Source organism: Chelativorans xinjiangensis (assembly GCF_009812055.1).
Lineage (GTDB): Bacteria > Pseudomonadota > Alphaproteobacteria > Rhizobiales > Rhizobiaceae > Chelativorans > Chelativorans xinjiangense.
On the sequence record NZ_WQNH01000013.1, the window covers coordinates 40563 to 64285 of the forward strand.

The window sequence follows — 23723 nt, forward strand, 5'->3', positions numbered from 1 at the left end:
CCTTACGCAGGCCCGCGCGGTGGAGAAGCCGAACGGCGTCCGCTGGTCCGGCCATGAACCAGGTCGTAAAGGTCCCCCATAACCGCGTCCGCGGCGATGACGCCGCTTGCAATGGGAATAGTCAGCTCGCCGATATGGTCGATCGTAGTCTCACGGCTATCCACATAAAGTGATCCGCTCGAGATCAAAGCATCATCGGCCTCGCGCATATCGGACTTGTAGGCGCCAATCAGGTCCACATGCGTCCCTGGCTTGATCCAGGCACCCCGAAGGACCGGTTCACGTGCCATAGTAGCGCTGGTGATGATGTCTGCCTCGGTCACGGCCGTCGCTAGATCGGAAACAGCAGCGACCGAGAAGGGTTCGGCCTCAAACTCGCGCGCAAGGGCCGTGGACTGTTCTGCCCGTCGCGCCCAGATGGACGCTCCAGCCCCGGGAAAAGCGCCCGATAGGCTTTGACGAGGCTCCAGGCGACCGTTCCAGCGCCGACGATCAGACGCCGAGAAAAATGTCCGCGACTTGGGCTTTCGGCCGGAGATGTCCAACTCTCAATGCCTCGACCGCCTCGGTCCAGGACAGATTACCGATCGTGTCGTCGTATGAGATCAGTTGGGCGTGCAATGGCGTTTCCTCTGGAATAGTTTGCACGGTCGGTTCAGGCCACCGTATGCAGGCTTGCGCCCCTCTCTTGCGGTCTGAATTTTAGTCGCGCGTGGAAGCGGTCCACTTCGCTCTGTGTGGGTGGCCGACCCGTGTAGATCTCGACATATCGCTGAACACGCGACATCCGCGTGGCAACGCTTTCCTGCACCTGCATCGAGATGTAACCAATCTGGACGAGATAGACCGTGCGCGCACGGACGTCAGCATCGTCACTGGCGAAACCAAACCTGACGAACATGTCTCGTATCGCCGCGAGGCGACGCTCATCCATCAGGTTAACGCGCGCCATCACGGAGTCAGATTGGTGGGCCCAACCACGTACTGCGAAATCCAATTGCGGTTCGAACACTTCTTCATCATAAAATACTGTGATGAGGTTCAACACGGCTTCCGTAATTGTTTCGGCATACGATTCGCAGGCCGCCACGAAGGCACCGGTATTCTTCGTTTCCCACTCTTCGAGAAGAGCATCGAGAAGAGCATTCCTGTCCTTGAAGAACCAATAGAAGCTGGTGCGCGAAATTTTCAGGCTGTTCGCTAGCGGCTGGATTTTCACGGCGTCGAGCCCAGTTTCGAGGAACGCCCGCTTCGCAGCCTGCAGCCAGACATCGCGCGACCCGCGCCAACCAGACGATTTTTCGGTTTCCCCGGTGATTTCGCTTTTCCTGTCCATTGGCGGAATCATACCAGCCGATCGTCCGCGCGGCAAACAAAATATACACTTATGAACTTTGAATTGACATAGATGAACATTCCGTGGAATCATCCCTCAGTGTTTGGGAGACGAACCATGTCGCACGATCCTCTTCTTCAGCCTTACGAACTAAAGCATCTGAGGCTGAAGAACCGGCTGATGATCACCAGTCACGAGCCAGCCTATCCCGAGGACGGCATGCCCAAGGAACGGTACCGCGCCTACCATGCGGAGCGGGCACGGGCCGGTGTGGCACTGACGATGACCGCAGGCTCCGCCTCGGTCGCGCGCGACAGTCCGCCTGTGTTCAACAATATTCTGGCCTGGAAGGACGAGGTCGTCGGCTGGATGAGACAGCTGACCGACGAGTGTCATGAGCATGATTGCGCAGTCATGATCCAGCTCACGCATCTCGGCCGCCGCACCCGCTGGGACAAGGCTGACTGGCTGCCGGTGGTCTCCGCCAGCCATGAACGCGAACCCTCGCACAAGGCTTTCCCGAAAAAGGCCGAGGACTGGGACATCGCCCGCATTATTGAGGATTACGCCAATGCGGCGGAGCGGATGAAGGCGGCGGGGCTCGACGGCATCGAGCTGCAGGCCTACGGCCATCTGATGGACCAGTTCTGGTCGCCGCTGACGAACGATCTTGACGCCCCCTACGGCGGCAATCTCGACAATCGCCTGCGTTTCACCTTCGACACGCTGAAAGCCATTCGCGAGCGGGTGGGGCCAGATTTCATCGTCGGCGTCCGTTACACGGGTGACGAGGATTTGCCGGGCGGTTTGACCAAAGAGGACGGGCTGGAAATCTCGCATCGGCTGAAAGCCTGCGGCATGGTGGACTTCCTGAACGTGATCAAGGGGCATATCGACACGGATGCGGGGCTGACCGACGTGATCCCGGTTCAGGGCATGCGCAGCGCCCCGCACCTGGATTTTGCCGGAGAGATCCGAGCCGCGACCAACTTCCCCACTTTTCATGCTGCCAAGATTCAGGATGTCGCGACGGCCCGCCACGCGATCGCCAGCGGCAAGCTCGACATGGTCGGCATGACCCGCGCGCATATGGCCGACCCGCATATAGTCGCCAAGATCATACGCGGCGAGGAAGAGCGCATCCGCCCCTGCGTCGGTGCCAATTACTGCCTCGACCGGATCTACCAGGGCGGCGCGGCGCTCTGCCTGCACAACCCGGCGACGGGGCGCGAGCTGGAGCAGCCGCATGAGGTCGCCAAGGCCGACACCAAACGGCGCGTGGTGATCGTCGGCGCCGGACCCGCCGGGTTGGAGGCCGCCCGTGTCGCCGCGGAACGCGGCCACGAGGTGATCGTACATGAGGCGGCGAACGATCCGGGTGGGCAGATCCGCCTGACCGCCCAGACCGAGCGCCGGGCCGAGATGATGCAGATCATCCAGTGGCGCTTTGCCGAATGCGAGCGAATGGGCGTCACTTTCCACTTCAACAACTTCGCCGATGACGAGACCGTACTGGCAGACAAGCCGGACGTCGTTATCGTGGCTACCGGAGGTCTTCCCCATACCGACGTGCTAGAAGAAGGCAACGAGTTGGTCGTATCGGCCTGGGACATCCTCTCTGGCGATGCTCGGCCAGGGCAGAATGTGCTGATCTACGACGATGCGGGCGACTACGCCGCGCTTCAGGCGGCCGAGAAGATCGCTGGAACAGGCGCAAAGGTCGAGATCATGACGCGTGACCGCAGCTTCGCACCCGAGGTCATGGCCATGTCGCTCACGCCGTCGATGCGCGAGCTCCAGAAGCAGGACGTGACTTTTACCGTGACCTGGAAGCTCGATGCGGTGCGGCGCGATGGTAATGGCCTGTTGGCCACTATCGGCAGCGATTATGGCGGTGTCACCCGCGAACGGCGAGTGGATCAGGTTGTCGTCAACCACGGCACCCGGCCGCTGGACGATATCTATTTCGACCTCCGCCCCGGTTCCATAAACCGCGGCGAGGTGGACTACGAGGCGCTCATAGAGGGCCGCCCGCAGACGGTCAATAATAACCCCGACGGCAGATATCAGCTCTTCCGCATCGGCGATGCCGTGGCTGCCCGAAATACCCATGCCGCGATCTACGACGCCCTGCGGTTGATGAAGGTTATCTGACATGCGTTCATCCAAAACCATTCACGTGATCTCCGCCCATGCCGAGGGCGAGGTCGGCGATGTGATCGTCGGTGGCGTTCTGCCTCCCCCGGGCGACACGATCTGGGAGCAGAGTCGGTGGATCGCGCAGGACGGGACTCTCCGAAATTTCGTCCTGAACGAGCCGCGCGGCGGCGTCTTCCGGCATGTGAACCTGCTGGTGCCCCCCAAGCACCCGGAGGCACAGGCGGCGTGGATCATCATGGAGCCGGAGGATACGCCGCCGATGTCCGGCTCCAATTCCATCTGCGTTTCAACCGTGCTGCTCGATGCCGGCCTCGTGCCAATGACAGAACCGGAGACACATCTGGTACTCGAAGCGCCGGGTGGCCTTGTCCACGTGCGGGCGGAATGCCGCAACGGAAAGGCCGAGCGCATCTTTGTCCAGAACGTGCCCTCTTTTGCCTCCCGCCTTGACGAGTCGCTCGAGGTCGAAGGCCTCGGCTCGCTGTCCGTCGACACCGCCTATGGCGGCGATAGCTTCGTGATCGTGGACGCCGCGGCAATGGGGTTCTCGCTAAACGAGAGCGAGGCGCATGACATCGCCAGGCTCGGTGTAAAGATCACGAACACCGCCAACGCACAACTGGGCTTCGAGCATCCCGAGAACCCGGACTGGCGGCACTTTTCCTTCTGTCTCTTCGCTGGGCCGCTTTCAGAGGGACCGCAGGGCTTCGAGGCTGGCGCCGCCGTCGCCATCCAGCCAGGGAAGGTTGACCGCTCCCCCACCGGCACGGCCCTTTCAGCCCGCATGGCGGTGTTGCACGCGCGCGGCCTGATGAAGACGGGGGACCGCCTCACGACTCGCTCGCTCATCGGTTCAACCTTCTCTGGTCAGATACTTAGCGAAACGACCGTTGCCGGCCGCCCGGCCATCCGCCCAGAGATATCCGGCCGCGGCTGGATCACCGGCATCCACCAGCACATGCTCGATCCCTCCGACCCTTGGCCGGAAGGATACAGGCTCTCCGACACCTGGGGCGCTCGTTGACGCAATGGGGCAAACAGGCACCAGGCATGGAGACAAAAGCTTGCTGGTTGCATCGACAGCGAAGCATGGCTATCCGCTAATGCTGCCCGCGGGCTGAGGCGCCTCATCAGAACGTTCAGTGATACGTTGGACCATCTACCTGCGCTTACCCCGTGAGTGAGCGCCGGGGGACGTTTTGCGTTGTGCCCACAAGACCAGACAAGACGAATTCGATAAACTGAAGGACATGGGGCTTTCCCAGCGATGCGGAGTTCAGCTTGAGGTAATAGCCCCGATCCACCTGAAGCGGGGTGTCAAAGAGGCGGCAGAGCCTCCCCGCCTCGAGTTCAGCTTTGACAAGGTGATGCCAGCCGAGAATGACCCCCTCCCCACCTACAGCAGCCTCCAGTAGCAGTGGATAATTGTTGCTGACCAGGGAAGGTACGAACGGCGGAATTGCAATACCCATCGCACGAAACCAGTCCTCCCAGGTGACTGCTTGCCAGCCGATTGCATTGGCGGACCAATGTGTGCGATGCAATTCAAGCAGTTGTGCATGCTCAAGGCTGTTCGGATCATCGAACGGGCCATGCTTTTTCAAATATTCAGGACTGCACATCGGCTCGACCGTTTCCGGGAAGAGATAGTAAAGCCTTTCGCCCACATCGCAGCGCTCATTGCCACAGATCACGGATACGTCGACCTCGTCGAAGTTCCGCAGTGCGTCGTCCTCGTCCGAGGCCAACAGCACGAACCTCACCTCCGGGTTGTCAGCCCGAAACCGGTCAACAAAGGGCTTCAGCCAGCAAGCGACAGCCGCGTTGGTGCCTGAGCAGGTAATCACTGCGACGTCGGACGGCGCCAAGATCGCCTCAACCCCGTCGCAGATATTGTCAAGCCCCTGACTAACGGCCTTCAGCAAGCTTTTACCCACGGGCGTCAGTTCGAGACTATTGTGTTTGCGTACGAAAAGCGTGGCGCCAAGAGCTTTCTCAAGGCCCCGAATCTGCTGACTGATCGCCGCCTGCGTGACATTGAGCTCAGTGCCTGCCATGGTAAAGCTCAGATGCTTCGCCGCCACTTCAAAAGTGGCGAACGATCCGAGCGACGGAAGGTATCGGCGTTTGGGCAGCATGCCCTAGACTAGGCGTTCTTGCTGAATGCACAAGCACGTCTGAACTGCTGCCAAACGCAACTGCTGCGGCGATGTCGCAACGTACAGCAGTTGATTGCGTCATTCGTGTCTCGCCCGCCATCCCTTCCAGTTCAGATATGCCGTCGCGCCCAACTTCGCCAACGGGGCAGGCGGGAGGAGGTACGGTTTCGCTTGTTGCGCAAAGAATTCCGTGATGGCGGAACTTTTCCCGCTGGCGCACTCTGCTGCGGCGATACCAGTTAGCGTCCCACGAGTTGTTCCCAGGCCATTCTGGCAACAGGCAGCAAACACGCCATTGTCGATCTCACCCGTCACGGATACGCCATTCCGAGACAAGCACAAAGGGCCCGACCAAATGTACTCCATCTTGACGTCACGGAGTTGCGGGAAGCGTTCATCGAATTTTCTGCGCATAATCTTCGCCGCGCGACGCATCTTGTATTCGGTGCTTTCCATACTCGGGCAGAATTCGGCGCAGGATCGGACGGCAATTCGATTGCCGCCCTGCCCCGTGTCGATCCGACGGACCGTCGTTCCCATCGGATCAGACGGAGTGATGCCCCATCTCGGCTGCCCGCCGAGGCGGCGCAGTACGTCACCAGTCAGTTCTTCGGTCATACTGGCGAAGAGGAAAATGTGCATGAGACGGCCGCGCGCGATGCCGAAACTCTCGATCTGGCCGTTATTGGCAAGGATGATCTTGCCGGTCGACACGGCTCCACCGGAGGTTTCCACGCGCCAGCCAGCGCCTTGCCGGCGGAAGGCGGTAACCGGGCTGTTCTCATGGACGACGACCTCTCGGGACAGGCCACGAGCCAGTCCGCGAACGTATCCGGCGGGCTGGAGCATGACGGTCCCCGGCGTATAGAGGCCCGACACATAGTATCGGCTGCCCGTCAGCTCGAACATTGCCTGTTGGTCCAGCATCTCGTGGCACTCGCCCAGGACCTGCAAATGAGCGCCATAGGATTTGTTCTGCGCGTGGCTGGACGCCGTCGCTGCACCGTTGATCTTGCCTGTCTGATCGAAATAGTTGGCATCTATCCCATAGTCTTGCACCGCCTCACGGGCGAACGAGATCGCCAACCGGTTCAGAGCGATCAGGCTTCGATCTAGGCCGTCGTTCGCACCGGCATAATTTTCCGATGCCAGGTTATGGGGCAAGTCGATCATGAACCCGGAATTGCGCCCGGTACCCCCTTCGCCTACGCGGGCAGCATCGAGCACGACAACCTTTGCCCCCGGGTTCAATTGAACAAGGCGCCGCGCCGCAGACAATCCCGCAAAGCCTGCCCCGATCACGGTAAAGTCGGCCGTCACATTGCCTTGCAGTGGCTGGGCTGCGGGGACCGTGCCGAGAATTGCGCTCCAGGCTGCCTGCCCGGCAAATTTGGGCGGCCTCTTCGCCACGTATTGGCGCTGCATTATTGTTCTTTCGGAGGTAATCGAAGTCTTTCCTGAAGGCCGTCGATGGCGGCAAGCGTTCCGTTTTCCGCCAGTGCCCTGCTCAAAGCCTGGTTTAGCCCAGGAAACTTCCTCTGCAGTTCTGCCGAAGCCCGCTCGTTGCCGAGAGGGGCGACAATGTCGCGCCCTGCCCCGGCGATGGTTTGAACCATCGCCGAGGCGATCTCTCCGGTACCAAGGAAACCGATCCGCGCCATTACTCCACCTTGGAATCCGACGGATCGCTGAGGTCGATCCAGATAGTCTTGAGCTGGGTATATTGGTCGTGGGCGTGGATCGAGTTGTCGCGCCCGCCAAAGCCCGACTGCTTGTAACCACCAAAGGGCGTCGTGATGTCACCTTCGCCAAAGCTGTTGACAGTCACGGTTCCGGTGCGAAGGGCGCGCGCCCCGCGGATCGCCCGACGTGCGTTGGCGGTAAAGATCGAGGCCGCCAGACCGTATTCCGTGTCATTGGCCACCGTTATGGCTTCGTCAAAGCTCGACACGGTGATGACCGACAGGATCGGGCCGAAGATTTCTTCACGGGCCAGAGTTTCGTCGTTGCCGCCCACGTCGACGATCGTGGGCTCAACGAAGGCGCCATCGATATCCTTGCCACCCAGGATGATCTGGCTTTTCTTGGCCAGCCCGAGATAGCTGCAGACCTTGTCGAAATGAGGCTTGGAAACCAAGGCACCAACCCGCACGGACGGATCCAGCGGTGAACCAACGTTCCACTGGCGGGCGACGGTTTTCACCCGCTCCAGAAGATCGTCCTTGATGTCCTTGTGGACAATCAGGCGCGATGCAGCAGAGCAGTTTTCGCCCATATTCCAGAAAGCGCCATTGACCACATGTTCGGCCACCGAGTCGAGATACTCCGCGTCATCCATCACGATGCAGGGATTCTTGCCCCCCATCTCCAACACGACTTCCTTGAGATTGCTGTCCGCCGAATAGTGCAGGAACCGCCGCCCCGTCACCGTCGAACCGGTGAAGGACACCATGTCCACATCCGCATGCTTGCCCAATGGCTCACCCACGGCGGAGCCGCTGCCGGTCACGATGTTCAGCACGCCCGCAGGAACGCCCGCCTCATGGGCCAGTTCGGCAATCCGAAGAGCGGTGAGGCTGGTTTCTCCTGCAGGCTTGATCACTAGCGAGCATCCTGCGGCCAGCGCGGGGCCGATTTTCCAAGCCATCATCAGAAGCGGGAAGTTCCACGGCAGGACAAGCCCGACGACGCCGACAGGTTCGCGCACAGCCATTGCGATATGATTGTCCGAAGCGGGGGCCACCTGATCATAGATCTTGTCGATCAGTTCCGCATGCCACTTGATGCAGTGGATGGTCTCGGGCACGTCCACGGTTTCGCAATCGTAGATCGTCTTTCCGCTGTCCAGACTTTCCATCACCGCCAACTCGTGGCGATTCCGGGTCATCAGCTTGCACAGCCGGATTAGCACATCCTTGCGTTCGGAGGGATGCAGTCTCGACCAGCGGCCATCGTCAAACGCTTCACGCGCCTTGGAAACAGCAACGTCCACATCCTGGGCATCGCAGGCCGCCACATCCGCAAGCTTCACGCCGGTCGCCGGGTTCACGGTCTCGAAGGTCTTGCCGGATTTCGCCGGACGGAAGCTGCCATCGATGAACGCGTTCACCGGCAGGGACAGGTTGGCCGCAATAGCCTCGTATTCTTCGCGGGTCAGAAGCTCGCTCATGGATCAGTTCTCCGCCTTGATGGCCGCAATGGTGGTTTTGAGGGTTCGGATGACCTGCTCAAGCTCCCGCTTGTCATCCTTGTTGAGGCCGCGCAGCGGAGGGCGCATCGGCCCCGCCCGCAGGCCTGCCATTTCGGTTCCGTGCTTCACACACTGGATGAACTTACCGCCCTGCTCCAACACGCGCATCAGCGGCATCATGGCGGACATGATCCGACGCCCCTTGGCGAAATCGCCGTGCACGGCACAGGTCTCGTAGAGGAAGACATGCTCCTCAGGCAGGAAGTTGGAACCTGCGCAGATCCAACTGCGCGCACCCCAGGCAAAGAACTCAAGTGCCTGATCGTCCATGCCGCAGGACATCTGGATGTGCGGATAGTCGCGGGCCAGAAGGTGGACCCGGTTGATATCGCCCGAGCTTTCCTTGATCCCGATGACGTTGCGCGAGCGGCAGACGCGATCGAGAAACTCCTCGCCCATATGCACACCCATGCGACCGGGGTAGTTGTAAAGGATGATCGGCAGGTCCGCCGCACGGTCAATGGCGAGTGCATTCAGCGCATTCTCGCGTTCGGTCGGGACCGAGTAAGGGGGCGTTCCCAGCAGGATGGCATCGGCTTCCATTTCGCGCGCACCTTGGGCAAGCGCGACAGAGTCGGGCGTCCGCATGGCGCCCGTGCCGACGATCAACGGCAAACGACCATCCAGCCGGTCCTTGATAAAGCGAGTCAGTAAAAGCCGCTCTTCGACGGTCTGTGAATAATTCTCGGCAGTCGATCCTCCAGAGATTATCCCATGCACGCCCTTTTCGACCAGATGTTCGACGACGTCGGCCAGTGCATCGAGATCGAATGCGCCCTTTTCGTCGAACGGCGTTACGACAGGTGTGTAGATACCTTCAAGCGTGAACCTGAATGTCATTGCGTACTTCCATTCGCCATGTTGTGTCGGATCCCGGAAGGCTTTGGAGCCTCCCGGTGTTTGCTCCACCAAACCGCGCGGGCGGAGCAATGCGAGACTGCCTCTACGGCATGAACCCCAGAAGCCGCGGCAAGAACAGCGCTAACGGCGACCAATAAGTCGTGATGAGCATTACGGGAAATGCCGCGAAAGCCATGAAATAGAACGCGGGCGAGATCACTTCCGACATCCCGACCCTGCCGACGCGACAGGCCATGAACAGGATTGGGGCCATCGGAGGGCTGTTCGCCCCGATCACAATGCTGGTTCCGATGATCGCTGAAAAGTGAATCGGGTCCACGCCGATCTCGGCCATGACAGGCACCATCAGCGGGCTGATAATAGCGATCACGCTGACATCGTCCATGATCATGCCCATGAGAACCAGAAAGATGTTCACCATCAAGAGAATGAGTATCGGGCTCGAGAATGTACCGAGCAGGAGATCGGTCAATTCCTGAGGTACGCGCTCGAGGGTGAGAATTCGGCTGGCGACGAACGAGAATACAAGGATAATCATGATGACGCCGGTGGTGGCCGCGGCATTGATCACAGCCTCACCGATTTTGCGCAGAGTCAGCTCTCTGTAGACGAACAAGCCGATCGGAATGGCGAGAGCCACTGAGATGGCCGCAGCTTCTGTCGGCGTGGCAAAACCGCCATAGATACCGCCGAGAATAACAACCGGCAGCAAGAGTGCGGGAATTGCCCGCCAGCCGGTTGAGACCGTTTCGGAAGCACGCTGCCCCCACGACACACGTTCAGTATCCCCGCCCAGCTTCCGAATGACATGCAGCCGGTTGAAAAGCGCAAGGAAGATCATCAGCAAGATGCCGGGACCAACGGTCGCCAGAAAACAGGCTGCGACCGACTGTCGGGTCACGACCGCATAAAGGATCATGGTAATCGAAGGCGGGATCAACAGACCCAAGAGCGAGGAAACACCCAAGAGTGCGCTCGTATAACCACGTGCATAGCCGTGTTTCTCCATCGGGTCGATCATGATAGAACCGATCGAAGCCACGGCGGCCGAGGCAGTACCTGAAATGGCCCCGAATATGCCGCATGTTACGACCATCGAGGTGCCCATGCCGACACGCGAACGTCCGACCAACGCCTCGACAAATTCCACCAGGCGCCGAGCGATCCCACCGGTTTGCATCAGGTAACCGGTCATCACGAAGAGCGGCAACGCCACCAGAATCACCGAGTTCACCGACCAGAAACCCGTGGTCATCAGGGACGATATGTCGACGGTATAAGCTATCGACAGGATGAGCGTCATGGCGGCGAAGGAAAACACGACAGGAACGCCGAGCATCATCAGCACCACGACGGCGATGATTGCGATAAGTGCACCCATTTCAGATTACTCCACTTCTGCGGCGGGATCGCCCGACTGCCAGTCCTCGCCGCGGATCTCGTGGATCAGATCGCGCACCAAATAGACAATGAACAGCACCGAAGCGACGAAGAGACTGGACTGCGAGATCCACCACGGAATCCCGAAGACCGGCGTGGACTGGCCACGCTCCAGACCAAAGGTAAACAGATCCCACGCCCAGGTGCTGAACATCACCGCGACAGCCAGCGATACCGTGGTGGAAAACAAAGCCGCAGCTCGCCAGACCTTCCGGTTACTCGAGATAACGCGCACGAAGTCGGCCGACAGATGCGAGCGTTCGCGCGATGCCAGCGCTGCGCCCAGCATGTAGAACCACATGACGGAAAGCAGCATGATCTCTTCGAGACCGAACACAGGTGACCCGAGAACCGACCGTGTAAAGATACCGACCACCAGCATCAGCGCCACGGCCAGCCCAACCACGATCAAAATCGGATGGATGATGCGCACAAGAAGCGCATCGGCTAATTTTAGCATGTGCATTATGAAGTCCTCCCTTATTCAAAGACGCGCCACGCAAGACACAACGGCCCGGATTGATTTCCCCTCGATTGTTGACAGCCGTTGGGATCGGCGAGACTCGATCTCGGTTTGTTCTGTCTTTGAAACAGGGGCTTTCCGCGAGTGCTGTGCACTCATAGGACCGCCGGAGGATTGCCGGCAGTCTGAGACTGAGCCGCGCAGAACGCAGCCCGCCTCAACCGTCTTTAGTGGATCTACTTCGGCACCGATGCGTTGGCGCGCACCACGTCCATGATTTCCGTGCCGAGGGCCTTCTCCGCCTGCGGCCAGACCTCGGCACGCACGCGCTCGACCCAGGCGGCCTTCTGCTCGGGGGTCGGAACGATGTACTCCATGCCGGCTTCCTGCGCCGCGGCGATCCATTTGTCGTCTTCCGCCTTGGCGCCCTTGAACTGCTGGTCAATCACGGCAACGGCTGCGGATTCAATGATCCCGCGATCTTCTTCGTCCATCTCATCCCAGGCCGCACCGTTCATCAGCAGTGAATAGGACGAGAAATTGTGCGACGACTGGACGAAGTAGTCGAGCTGGTCCCGGAAATATTCGTAGTCCCAGTAGATGACATTGGACGAATCGCCGTCCACGACGCCGGTCTGGATCGATGTATAGACCTCAGCCCAGTCGATCGGCACCGCCTGGAAACCCATCGCTTGAACGGTCTGCGGCAGAGGGAAGATCGGCTGCGACCGCACCTTCAGGCCCTGCGCCTCTTCAGCGCTGGTGGCGTAGCGGCCCTTGGTGGCGATGCCGCCGAAGCCTTCCGGGAACGGACCGAAATATTTGAGGCCAATATCCTGATAGATCGGATCGAGCACCTCGCGCACCCAGCCGTCCTGGCCGAACGCTTCAGTCGCGTCCTCCCATCCCAGAACGAGATAAGGGATGTAGTTCACCCCGATCCGCTGGTCGTAAGACGTCTGCGGCCAGGTGATCATCATGTGGACGTTGCCCTTGACGAGCTGGTCGAACAGCTCTTGCTGGCCACCCAACTCGCCCTGATAAAATACATTGACCTTGATGCGCCCGTCAGAGTTCTCCTCGATCATTGAGGCCCAGTTCTGCATGGCCTTGCCAAGAACGGAGTCGCGATCACCTGCCTCACTGGTCAGTACGAGCTTGTATTCCTTGTCGCTGGCATGCGCCGGCAACGGGACAAGCATCGCGGCGGCAAGTGAGAGTGCGGAAATGTTGGACAGCTTCACCATGAGTTCCCTCTTCGATCTGGATGTTATTGGGGCAGTTTAGACTGCCCTATCCAGTGATCATTGAGGCAAGATAGCTGGCGCACAAACGAGAATATCCATCGTTTGGGCATAAGGTGGACCTTATGCGCGCGGGGCGTGGGCTCGGGCGGAAACAACTAATATATTTGATTCTGGAGGCTGGCCACATACATGCATTCGTCTGATCGCGTCATCCTTGACCAAGCCAGACCTTAGGCAAGTGGGAAATGCAGAGCGGGGGCCACGCCCAACCGCACCACCCAAGCCCGACGTTGAAGCGATCAGCACTCGGGCAGATTGACAGCGATGCCGCCGGTCGAGGTTTCCTTGTACTTCAGGCTCATGTCGCGCCCGGTCTCAAACATCACGCGTACGCAGTTGTCGAGCGGCATGAAGTGCTGACCGTCGCCGCGCAATGCGAGGCTCGCCGCCGAGACGGCCTTGACCGCGCCCAAGGCGTTGCGCTCGATGCAAGGCACCTGAACCAGTCCCGCCGCGGGATCGCAGGTCATGCCGAGATGATGCTCCAGCGCGATCTCGGCCGCGTTTTCAACCTGTTCGTTGCTGCCGCCCAGCGCCGCACATAGCCCGGCAGCGGCCATCGCCGAAGCGGAACCCACCTCGCCCTGACAGCCCACTTCGGCACCCGATATCGAAGCATTGTGCTTGATCAGACCGCCGATGGCCGCCGCGACCAGCAGAAGATCCCGAATGCCCTCCATGCGCGACCCGACGCAGTGATCGCGGTAATAGCGCAGCACCGCCGGCACCACGCCCGCCGCACCGTTCGTCGGCGAGGTCACAACCCGCCCGCCGGCGGCGTTTTCCTCGTTCACCGCCATCGCGTAGATACTCAACCAATCATTGATCTGATGCGGCTGAACCTGGTTCCTGCCCCGCTCCGCCAGGAGTTGCTGATGGATGAGCCTGGCCCTACGCCGAACTTTGAGCCCGCCCGGCAGGATACCTTCCTTTGTCAGGCCGCGTTCGATACATTCGTCCATCGCCTGCCAGATGCGGTTGACTTTCGCATCCAGATCCGCGCCGTGCACCACCGTCTCATTGGCGCGTTTCATCTGGGCAATCGTCTTACCAGAGGCGGTGCCCATGGCCAGCATTTCTTTGGCCGTTCCGAACGGATAAGGAAAATCGCGCGCCTGCTTTTCGTCGTGAAGCGAAACCGCATCCTCGTTCTTGCGGCGCAGTTCGGCCTCGGTCAACACGAAGCCACCGCCGACCGAGTAGTAGGTCTCGGTGTGATAGGGATTGTCTGCGGCATCGAAGGCTCGCAACACAAGCCCATTCGAATGGCCTTCGAGTGGCGGGCCAAAGTCGAATACAAGATCGGTCGCGGGGTCGAACTTCAGAGTGCCCAAGCCCTCGGGCGTGATCTGGCCGGTTCGGCGCACCTCGGCCTCCAGTGACTCTGCCCTGTCGGGGTCGAGCGTGTCGGGCAGCAGCCCGCAAAGTCCGAGGATCACGGCGCGGTCGGTGGCATGGCCCTTGCCGGTGAACGCCAATGAACCGTGGAGCGTCGCCGTCACGCCGGCCAACCGGCCCGCACCGGGAATCTTCTCGGCTGCGCCGCGCAGATCCTCGAGAAACCGCGCCGCCGCCGTCATCGGGCCCATCGTATGTGACGACGAGGGCCCGATGCCAATCTTGAAAATGTCGAAGACCGACAAGAACATCGGTGTCAGGTCGTGTAGATCGGATAGGCAGCGCAGAGCGCTCTTACCTCGGCCAGAACCTTGGCTTCGATCTCTGCATTGCCTTCGGCATTGGCGGCAAGCGCGTCGATGACCTTCAGGATCAGTTCGCCAACCTTGCGGAAGTCGGCCTCACCAAAACCCCGGGTCGTGCCTGCGGAGGTGCCGAGCCGGATGCCCGAGGTGACAAAGGGTTTCTCGGGATCGTCAGGGATGGCGTTCTTGTTGCACGTCAGGCCGGCCCGCTCCAGGGCAGCTTCAGCCACCTTGCCAGTCACGCCCTTCGGCCGCAGATCGACCAGAACCATATGGCAATCGGTTCCGCCCGAAACGATGCCGACGCCCCCTTCTGTGAGAGTTTCCGACAACGCACGCGCATTGCCGATAACCCGCTTCGCATAATCCTTGAATGCGGGTTGAAGCGCCTCGCCGAAAGCCACCGCCTTGGCCGCAATAACATGCATGAGCGGGCCGCCCTGATTTCCGGGGAACACGGCCGAGTTGATCTTCTTCGCCAGCGTCTCGTCATTGGTCAGGATGAAACCACCGCGCGGCCCACGGAGCGTCTTGTGGGTGGTTGAGGTCACGACATGGGCATGTGGCATCGGATTGGGATATTCGCCCGCCGCGACCAGCCCGGCATAATGCGCCATATCGACCATCAGATAGGCGCCGACCTCGTCCGCAATCGCGCGGAAGGCGGCAAAGTCGATGCGACGCGGATAGGCTGAGGCCCCGGCAATGATCAGCTTTGGCCTCGTCTCCAACGCGACGCGGCGCACCGCGTCCATGTCAATCAGGTGGGTTGCCTCATCCACCTGATAGGAGACCACATCGAACCATTTGCCTGACATGGTGACCGGCGATCCATGGGTCAGGTGCCCGCCATGGGCAAGCGACATGCCCATGATCCGGTCGCCCGGCTGCAAAAGAGCGAGAAAGACAGCCTGGTTGGCTTGCGCACCCGAATGCGGCTGGACATTGGCATATTCAGCACCGAACAGTTGCTTGAGCCGGTCGATGGCGATGGCTTCGACCATATCCACGTACTCGCATCCGCCGTAATAGCGGCGCCCTGGATAGCCTTCGGCGTATTTGTTGGTCAGAACAGATCCCTGCGCAGCCAGAACGTCGTCGGAGACGATGTTTTCCGAGGCGATCAGTTCGATCTGATTCTGCTGGCGGTCAAGCTCATGGGCGATTGCTTCGGCAATGGCACTGTCGGAGATCGGGGCATCAGCCATCCTGTCGAGCATGAAGGATTCCTTTTTGCAAAGTCGGGTTATTCTGCGGCCAGTTCGGCGCAGCCGGTTTCGAGAAGAGCGACCACATGCGGGGCGAAGGAACGCCATATATCGAGGCGGAAGCTGTCTTTGCCGTCGCGCCACAGGACAACCGTCGCGCCGTCCATGAGCGTCCGGCAGCCCTCACCCTCGCCCAGGCGGCCGATATCGCGCGGGCAGCCGAGCGTCAGCAGATCCGCCGCCTTCGGGCCCTCGATGCGCACCGTGATCTCACGATCCGAGATCTCGGTCAGGCTGTGCGGCGCCTCGGCATAGATGGATGCGCACCCCTTGCTCAGCCGGAGCGCATCAGTCTCGGCAACCAGTATCTGCCATTCGTCGGGGCTAAGGCACAAAACCTCGATGGTGCCGGCACTGGCGCGCGCACCGATCCTGCTCGGAAGATCGACGCCGATTGCCCTGGAAAGCGCGGGCAGGACCGCCGCGTGCGCCCGGAGCGAGAACCGGCCGGTCGGCGCGAGAAGCGAGACAACAAGGGCGCTGCTTTTGGCAAGCGGGCCAGGTATGAAAGCGGGGGTAAGAGCCGTCATCGCGGTGCTCCCATTCAGAGTTTCAGCCGTTCACCGTCAAGGTCGTAGAACACGGTTCCCGTAATTTCCGCCTTGATCACGCCGTCAGGCATGGGGATGAAGACGGTCTCGCCCATTCGCGTGTGCCCGCCCTCGATGAGCGCTAGGGCAATGGGCCTGCCCGCCGCTTCCGAGCGGTAGGACGAGGTGACGTGCCCGACCATTTTCATCGGCTTGGGCTGATCGGGATCGAGCACGATCTGCGCGCCCTCCTCCAATTTGGTCTGGCCATCCTCGGTCAGCAAGCCGACGAGCTGCTTGCGGCCTTCGGCGACCATATCCGGGCGCTTCAGCCCCCGCATCCCCACGAAATCCGGCTTCTTCTTGCCAACGGCCCAGCCGAACCCGGCATCAAAGGGGGTGACCGTCCCATCGGTATCCTGCCCGACGATGATGTAGCCCTTCTCGGCCCGCAGAACATGCATCGTCTCGGTGCCGTAGGCGCAGATGTCGTATTGCTGCCCGGCCGCCCAAAGTTTTTCCCACAACGCCCGACCATGGCGGGCCGGCACGTTCACCTCGAAGCCGAGTTCGCCGGTGAAGCTCACCCGGAACAGGCGCGTCGGGAAACCCGCCACCGTGCATTCGGCAATGGACATATGCGGGAATGCCTCGTCCGAGATATCCAGCCCCTCGACGAAGGGTTCAAGCAGCTTGCGCGCGTTGGGGCCGTTGAGCGCGACGGTCGCCCACTGCTCGGTCGTCGAGGTCAGCCAGACCTTGAGGTCGGGCCACTCGGTCTGGAGATAATCCTCCATCATGTTCAAAACGCGCGCCGCGCCGCCGGTGGTGGTGGTGACGTGGAAGCGGTCTTCCGAAAGGCGCCCGATCACACCGTCGTCGCGGATATAGCCATCGTCTCCCAGAAGCAGGCCGTAGCGGGTCCGGCCCGGCGCCAGTTTGGTCCAGGGGTTGGTGTAGATGCGGTTCATAAATTCCACCGCATCGGGGCCGACGATTTCGATCTTGCCGAGCGTCGAGGCGTCGAAGATACCGAGGCTGGCCCGCGTCTGCCGGCATTCGCGGGCAACCGCCGTCTCCATGTCTTCGCCGGGCTTGGGGAAATACCAGGCGCGACGCCACAGGCTGACCGGCTCGAACACTGCGCCATGCTCCCCGGCCCAGCTATCGATCGGCGTCTTGCGGGTCACCTCGAAATGCCCGCCCCGATGATATCCGGCAAAGGCGCCGAACGTCGTAGGTGTATAGGGCGGGCGGAAAGTGGTTAGCCCCACCTGTGGCGCAGGCTTTCCGAGTGCGTCCGAGGCGATGTTCAGACCGTTGATGTTCGACATCTTGCCCTGATCGGTGGCCATGCCGTTGGTCGTGTAGCGCTTGACATGCTCGATCGAGCGCATGCCCTCGCGCACGGCGAGGCGCAGGTCCTTGGCCGTCACGTCGTTCTGGAAATCGACGAAAGCGCGCGTCCGGCCCGGATTGCGATCAGTGGGCAATTCCTTATGGCTGACGCCGGTGCCAGTGCGGTCATTGGCAACGGCATGGCGTATCGCGGCAGGCTCCTTGCCAAGCGCGCGGACCGCCTGCGCCCCCATTTCGGCACCGTCGTTCAGTGCCGCCTCCACTCCCCACAGACCGCGGCCGGCGCCGGCGATCTGGCAGGCCTCGGTCTTGCGGTCGGGAAGGAAAGTCTGCTTGTCCTCATCCCAGGCCAGCGTGCCCTTGGTATGCGAAAAGAGATGCAGCGAAGGTGTCCAGCCGCCCGACATCAAAAGACAATCGCAGGCAAGCCGACAGACCGGCCCTGGCGTGTTATCTCGCATCGGGTTCACATCGACCGACCTGATCCGCAAACGTCCTTCGGTGCCGGTGACGGTGTGACCGGACAGAACCTCGATCCCGCGGTCGCCGGCCTCCGCCACGAGATCCGATGGAGGCTCGGCGCGGGTATCGACAATGGCCACGATCTTGGTGCCGGCATCGGCGAGATTGAACGCCGCATACCACGCGCTGTCATGACTGGTGGCGACGACCGCTCTGTCGCCGACCCGAACACCATAGCGATTGAGATAGGTCTGGGCACTTCCCGCCAGCATCACGCCTGGTCGGTCGTTGCCGTCGAAGACCAGTGGCTTTTCCAGCGCGCCCTGCGCCAGGACAACCTGCCCTGCCCGCACCCGCCATAACCGTTCGCGCGGCATGTCCACGGGAGGCGAATCCAGATGGTCGGTCAGCTTCTGACAGAGCCCGACCATGTTCTGATGGTAATAGCCCATCGCCGTGGTGCGGGTCATGATCCTGACACCGAGCGACTCCAGCTCCTTGAGCGTCGCTGCCAGCCAGTCCCAGGCGGGTGCGCCGTCGATCTCGACCTGTGGCTCACTGAGAAGCGTTCCGCCGGCCTCCGCATTCTCGTCGACCAGTGTGACGCGCAAGCCCGAGTGAGCAGCACCCAGCGCGGCGGCCAGACCCGCCGGTCCGGCACCGATAACCAGCACGTCGGTGTGCAGGTAGCGCGAGGCGTAGCTATCCGGATCCTCCTCCCTCGGCGAGACGCCAAGCCCGGCGGCGGCCCGGATGAAGGGTTCGTAGACCTTGTCCCAGAAGCTCTTCGGCCACATGAAGGTCTTGTAGTAGAAGCCGGCCGAAAACAGCATGTAGGCGCGGTCGTTCACGGCGCCGATATCGAATTTCAGGCTCGGATATTTGTTCTGACTGGTGGTCTCGAGACCGTTCCAGATCTCCTGCACGGTGGCGCGGGTGTTGGGTTGGAAGCGACCGGGCCCGCGGCGTGTGCCGATGAGAGCGTTCGGCTCCTCGGAGCCGGCCGAGACCGCGCCGCGCGGCCGGTGGTATTTGAAGGATCGCCCCATCAGATGCACGCCATTGGCAAGCAGCGCCGAGGCGACGGTGTCGCCCGCGCGCCCCTCGACGGTCTTGCCGTCGAAGGTAAACTTCACCGGACGGTCATGGTCGATCCGGCCACGTCCGGGAACGCGGAAGGCACTCATTCCGCAGCCTCCTTGAGAGAGGAAAGGTCGGGACGCGGCTCGCCCGCCCTATAGGTGGTCAGGAAACGGTCGGTGACGGTGTCCCGCACGGCGTTGAAAAACCGACCGCAACCGTGGAGATGCCGCCAGCGCTCGAAGTGCGGACCGCGCACATTGCTGCGGATGAACAGATAGTCCCGCCACTCATCATCGCTCATGGCCGAGGGATCGGCGGGCCGGGCGATATGCGCCTCCCCGGCATAGGTGAATTCCAGCTCCGGCAGGGTCTCTTCGCAATAGGGGCAATGGACGAGAAGCATATTATCCTCCTCAATGCGCGACGGCGGCCGCGGCGGCTTCGTCGATGAGACGGCCGGTGGTGAATCGCTCGAGGGTGAAGGGAGCATTGGCCGGGTGAGGCTCGTCCTTGGCAACGGTCCAGGCAAGGGTATGAGCCGCGCCCGGCGTGGCCTTGAACCCGCCAGTGCCCCAGCCACAGTTGACGTAGAGCCCCGGCACCGGCGTCTTGCCAAGGATAGCCGAGCGGTCCGGCGTCACATCGACGATTCCGCCCCATTTGCGCAGCATCCGCATGCGGGTGAAGATTGGAAAGATCTCACAGATCGCCGCGACCGTATGTTCGATCAACGGCAGTCCGCCGCGCTGCGAATAGCTGGTATACTGGTCGGTACCGGAGCCGATGACCAGTTCGCCCTTGTCGGACTGGCTGATATAAGCATGCACCGTGTTCGACATGACCACACAGGGGAAGACCGGCTTGACCGGCTCCGAAACCAGCGCCTGAAGCGGGAAACTTTCCAGCGGCAAGCGGACGCCGGCGCTGTCCATGACGACGGTGGTATTCCCTGCCGCCGATACGGCGACTTTCTTCGCCCTAATGAACCCCTTGGCTGTCTCTACGCCTGCAACGCGGCCGTCGGAGCCGCGCCGGATCGCGGTGACCGGGCAATTCTGGATGATGTCCACCCCGCGTGATGCGGCGGCACGCGCATAGCCCCAGGCCACAGCGTCGTGGCGCGCAGTCCCGGCGCGCTTCTGCAGCGCGGCACCCATGACCGGATAACGCGCCTTGGGCGAGATGTTGAGCGGCGGGCAGAATTCCTTGGCTTCCTCAGGGGTCAGCCATCGATTGTCGACCCCGTTGAGGCGATTGGCATGAATATGGCGCTGGAAGCTCTGCACATCATGCACGTTATGCGCCAGCATCATCACGCCGCGCTTGGAGTACATGACGTTGTAGTTCAGCTCCTGGCTCAAGTCCTCCCACAGATCGAGCGCGTGGTCGTATAGCCGAGCGCTTTCGTCATAGAGGTAGTTGGAGCGGATGATCGTCGTGTTGCGCCCGGTATTCCCGCCACCGAGCCAACCCTTGTCGATCACCGCGACATTGGTGACGCCGTGCTCCTTGGCCAGGTAATATGCCGCGCCCAGCCCATGCCCGCCGGCGCCGACGATCACCACGTCGTATTTGGCTTTCGGCTGGCTGTCCGGCCATTGCTCCGTCCAGTTCTTGTGCCCGGTGAGAGCGTTTTTCAGAAGCGATAGCGCAGAAAAATGCGTCATGTGAGGCCGCCTCCCGCAAGTTCGGATTGCAGGATATTAGTCGGACAAAAACAGACAAAACTGGAATATCGCGTCGTGTTGATTGTATGATTGCGGCATGACGATCATTCCCTCACGCGAAAGACCCAGCAAGAAACGCTTGAGCGTCGCATTCCTGCTTGCAGACCGCTTCACGCTTTCCGCCTTTGCCAATTTCGTGGATGTCTTGCGGCTTGCCGCCGACGAAGCGGATCGCTCACGACCGATCTATTGCGAATGGACGGTCCTCTCAGCCGACATGAACCCGGTCCGGTCGAGCTGCGGCGTCAAGGTCCAGCCTGATACCCGGCTGCACAATGCCGGAAATTACGATTACATCGTCGTCGTCGGTGGGCTCATCCAGGAAGCAAGCGGGCTTTCGCGTGAATGCGTCGCGTTCCTCAAATCCGTGGCCCAGGCCGGCGTGCCGCTTGTCGGCCTGTGCACAGGCGTTTTCCTGCTCCACGAAGCCGGGCTTCTCGAGCGCTATCGCTGCTGCGTGAGCTGGTTTCACCATGACGATTTTCTGGAGCGGTTCGACACCGCCCGCCCCGTCTCGGATCAGATTTTCGTCGTCGACCGGGACCGGTTGACCTGTTCGGGCGGACACAGCGCCGCACATCTGGCAGCCTGGCTGGTCGAAAAACACATCGGCCGCGTCGCCGCCACGAAGAGCCTGAGCATCATGATCATCGACGAAGCCATGGCCGGGGACAAACCTCAGCCCGGCTTTCGCAGCGACCTGACCGCGCGCGACCCGGTGGTGCGAAAAGCGCTGATCCGGATGCGCCAGAACATGGAGAACCCCGAAACGGTCGAGGAATTGGCGCGGGGGCTGGGGGTCGGCCGGCGGCAGCTTGAACGCCGCTTCCAGAACGACCTGAGCCTCTCACCGTCTCGGGCCGATCTTCGACTTCGCCTCGATGCTGCGCGTGGGATGCTGGAGACCACCGGGCGGACGGTAACGCAGATCGCCCATGCCACCGGCTTCTGCGACGCGTCGCATCTCATCAATACGTTCAGGGCCGAACTGGGCCTGACACCGTCAGAGTACCGGAGGACGAATTTGCCGGCGCCTGGTGCCCTGCAATCGCGCGCGGTAGCGGTTCTCATTCCCGGAGACCCACATCCAGGCAGGTCAAGATCTATGAACAGCTGAGGCCTGGGGAGAGGGATTCACCTTCCCTGTGCTGGAGCATGTATCCCTGAGAATTGGACGCATAGACAGGGCGGCGCGGACCAGACGGTGACCGAGACCGCCCATGCCCACGGCTTCAGCGACGGCACTCACTTGGCGCGCATCCTGACGGCCGAGCGTTGGATTTCATCGTCGGAATACCGGTGCGCGTGAGCTGGCAGCGGCGGTTAGCACGCTGTCGGCGTGCGGCTGCCTCCGGCGGACTGACCCCGCCCGGTCAGTCGTCACCGACCGCCGCGGCGCAGGCCTCGACAAAGGCGCGGGCCGCGGGCAACCGCGCGCCCGTGCGCCGCCAGAGCACCCCTGTCTGACGGATCTCCCCATTTTTCAGCAGGTGCTTCCTGAGCCGTGGCCATGTCCGATCAATATCTCACCGTCCGCTGCCGCTCGAGCCGGGGCATCGTCGCCGCTATCGCCGGATACCTTTCCGAACAGGGCTGCAACATCACCGACAGCGCCCAATTCGACGACTTGGAGACCGGCAATTTCTTCATGCGCATCGGTTTCTGCAGCGAGACCGGCGCGAGCATGGACGATCTTCGCAAAGGCTTTGACGAGGTCGCGAAGCCGTTCGGGATGGACTACGCGTTCCACGACTCGTCCGAAAAGATGAAGGTGATCGTCATGGTCAGCCGTTTCGGGCACTGCCTGAACGACCTTCTCTACCGCTGGCGCATCGGCGCGCTCCCCATCGAGATCGTCGCCGTCATCTCGAACCACATGGATTACCAGAAAGTCGTGGTGAACCACGACATCCCCTTCCACTGCATCCGGGTCTCGAAGGAGAACAAACCGCAGGCCGAAGCGCAGATCATGCAGTTGGTCGAGGAAACCCGCGCGGAGCTCATCGTGCTGGCGCGCTACATGCAGGTCCTGTCGGACGAGATGTGCCGGAAGATGTCGGGGCGGATCATCAACATCCACCATTCCTTCTTGCCCTCTTTCAAGGGCGCGAACCCCTACAAGCAGGCCTTCGAACGGGGGGTGAAGCTGATCGGGGCAACCTCGCATTACGTCACGGCCGACCTGGATGAAGGGCCGATCACCGAACAGGACACCGTGCGTGTGACCATGCCCAGAGCACCGATGACTACGTCAGCCTCGGCCGGGATGTGGAGTGTCAGGTGCTTGCCCGGGCGGTTCATGCGCATATCCACAGACGCGTTTTTCTGAACGGAACCAAGACTGTGGTCTTTCCGGCGAGCCCGGGAAGCTATGCGTCTGAACGCATGGGTTAAGGCGGCAGTAACGCCTGCAAATCGCGCTGTTTCGGGAAAACACGAGCAGGCGACCGGGCGATCGCAAAAAACTCCTTGACCAAAATTACGTATCCGAATTGGATACAAATGTGGAAGACCATGATCTCCGGGCGGGCAGGCCCGGCCGGAGCAAGAACAAGACAAGGCGAAACGCCGACCCAGGTTTGCCGGGCCAACCCGGTGCAAACGTCGAACCAGAG

Annotated in this window: 19 protein-coding genes and 1 pseudogene; 4 read left to right on the forward strand and 16 right to left on the reverse strand. The window is 61.2% G+C overall.

The window, feature by feature from the left end; genetic code table 11:
* Window positions 1-2: 2 nt before the first annotated feature.
* Entirely contained in the window at window positions 3-545 is a 543-nt protein-coding gene (locus GM910_RS27815; RefSeq protein ID WP_201285478.1) for a hypothetical protein, read from the reverse strand.
* 110 nt (window positions 546-655) lie between these two features.
* Entirely contained in the window at window positions 656-1336 is a 681-nt protein-coding gene (locus GM910_RS11415) for a TetR/AcrR family transcriptional regulator (RefSeq protein WP_159587672.1), read from the reverse strand.
* Window positions 1337-1453: 117 nt separating this feature from the next.
* On the opposite strand from GM910_RS11415, the gene GM910_RS11420 reads away from it, so the two are divergent.
* Both GM910_RS11420 and GM910_RS11425 read left to right on the forward strand, forming a co-directional pair.
* The gene (locus GM910_RS11420; protein WP_159587722.1) at window positions 1454-3490 is read left to right on the forward strand and encodes an NADH:flavin oxidoreductase; all 2037 of its coding nucleotides are present in this window, start codon (window positions 1454-1456) and stop codon (window positions 3488-3490) included.
* 1 nt (window position 3491) lies between these two features.
* Entirely contained in the window at window positions 3492-4520 is a 1029-nt protein-coding gene (locus tag GM910_RS11425) for a trans-3-hydroxy-L-proline dehydratase (RefSeq protein ID WP_159587673.1), read from the forward strand.
* 145 nt (window positions 4521-4665) lie between these two features.
* Here the strand turns inward: GM910_RS11425 and GM910_RS11430 are convergent, their stop codons facing one another.
* The 14 genes from GM910_RS11430 to GM910_RS11495 form a co-directional block, all read right to left on the reverse strand.
* Window positions 4666-5634, reverse strand: a complete 969-nt coding sequence (locus tag GM910_RS11430; RefSeq protein ID WP_159587674.1) for a LysR substrate-binding domain-containing protein — start codon at window positions 5632-5634, stop codon at window positions 4666-4668.
* Between the two features lie 99 nt (window positions 5635-5733).
* Window positions 5734-7080: an NAD(P)/FAD-dependent oxidoreductase gene (locus GM910_RS11435; protein ID WP_159587675.1), complete on the reverse strand. Its 1347-nt coding sequence runs from the start codon at window positions 7078-7080 to the stop codon at window positions 5734-5736.
* The gene (locus tag GM910_RS11440; protein WP_159587676.1) at window positions 7080-7316 is read right to left on the reverse strand and encodes an NAD(P)-binding domain-containing protein; all 237 of its coding nucleotides are present in this window, start codon (window positions 7314-7316) and stop codon (window positions 7080-7082) included. Before GM910_RS11440 ends, GM910_RS11435 begins: the two co-directional genes overlap by 1 nt.
* Window positions 7316-8824: an aldehyde dehydrogenase gene (locus GM910_RS11445; protein WP_159587677.1), complete on the reverse strand. Its 1509-nt coding sequence runs from the start codon at window positions 8822-8824 to the stop codon at window positions 7316-7318. Before GM910_RS11445 ends, GM910_RS11440 begins: the two co-directional genes overlap by 1 nt.
* Window positions 8825-8827: 3 nt before the next feature.
* Window positions 8828-9745 (reverse strand): dihydrodipicolinate synthase family protein, encoded by a 918-nt coding sequence (locus GM910_RS11450; protein ID WP_159587678.1) that lies wholly within the window; start codon window positions 9743-9745, stop codon window positions 8828-8830.
* A gap of 103 nt (window positions 9746-9848) precedes the next feature.
* Window positions 9849-11147: a TRAP transporter large permease gene (locus tag GM910_RS11455; RefSeq protein ID WP_159587679.1), complete on the reverse strand. Its 1299-nt coding sequence runs from the start codon at window positions 11145-11147 to the stop codon at window positions 9849-9851.
* A gap of 6 nt (window positions 11148-11153) precedes the next feature.
* Entirely contained in the window at window positions 11154-11672 is a 519-nt protein-coding gene (locus GM910_RS11460; RefSeq protein ID WP_159587680.1) for a TRAP transporter small permease, read from the reverse strand.
* Between the two features lie 233 nt (window positions 11673-11905).
* Window positions 11906-12916 (reverse strand): TRAP transporter substrate-binding protein DctP, encoded by a 1011-nt coding sequence (gene dctP, locus GM910_RS11465; protein ID WP_201285479.1) that lies wholly within the window; start codon window positions 12914-12916, stop codon window positions 11906-11908.
* Between the two features lie 299 nt (window positions 12917-13215).
* Window positions 13216-14625, reverse strand: coding sequence for an L-serine ammonia-lyase (locus tag GM910_RS11470; protein WP_159587681.1), 1410 nt, complete (start codon window positions 14623-14625; stop codon window positions 13216-13218).
* A gap of 5 nt (window positions 14626-14630) precedes the next feature.
* A complete protein-coding gene (glyA, locus tag GM910_RS11475) occupies window positions 14631-15899 on the reverse strand; it encodes a serine hydroxymethyltransferase (protein WP_159587724.1) in 1269 nt (422 codons plus the stop codon).
* 26 nt (window positions 15900-15925) lie between these two features.
* Window positions 15926-16477, reverse strand: a complete 552-nt coding sequence (soxG, locus tag GM910_RS11480) for a sarcosine oxidase subunit gamma family protein (protein WP_159587682.1) — start codon at window positions 16475-16477, stop codon at window positions 15926-15928.
* Between the two features lie 14 nt (window positions 16478-16491).
* On the reverse strand, window positions 16492-19485 hold the full coding sequence (locus GM910_RS11485) for a sarcosine oxidase subunit alpha (RefSeq protein ID WP_159587683.1): 2994 nt from the start codon (window positions 19483-19485) through the stop codon (window positions 16492-16494).
* The gene (locus GM910_RS11490) at window positions 19482-19784 is read right to left on the reverse strand and encodes a sarcosine oxidase subunit delta (RefSeq protein ID WP_159587684.1); all 303 of its coding nucleotides are present in this window, start codon (window positions 19782-19784) and stop codon (window positions 19482-19484) included. Before GM910_RS11490 ends, GM910_RS11485 begins: the two co-directional genes overlap by 4 nt.
* Before the next feature lie 10 nt (window positions 19785-19794).
* Window positions 19795-21048 carry a sarcosine oxidase subunit beta family protein gene (locus GM910_RS11495; protein ID WP_159587685.1) on the reverse strand — a complete coding sequence of 418 codons (1254 nt, stop codon included), beginning with the start codon at window positions 21046-21048 and terminating at the stop codon, window positions 19795-19797.
* Between the two features lie 97 nt (window positions 21049-21145).
* Between GM910_RS11495 and GM910_RS11500 the strand changes: the two genes are divergently transcribed.
* Together GM910_RS11500 and purU are read left to right on the forward strand one after the other, a co-directional pair.
* On the forward strand, window positions 21146-22225 hold the full coding sequence (locus GM910_RS11500) for a GlxA family transcriptional regulator (protein ID WP_159587686.1): 1080 nt from the start codon (window positions 21146-21148) through the stop codon (window positions 22223-22225).
* A gap of 393 nt (window positions 22226-22618) precedes the next feature.
* Window positions 22619-23502: pseudogene (gene purU, locus GM910_RS11505) on the forward strand (formyltetrahydrofolate deformylase).
* Window positions 23503-23723: the final 221 nt, after the last annotated feature.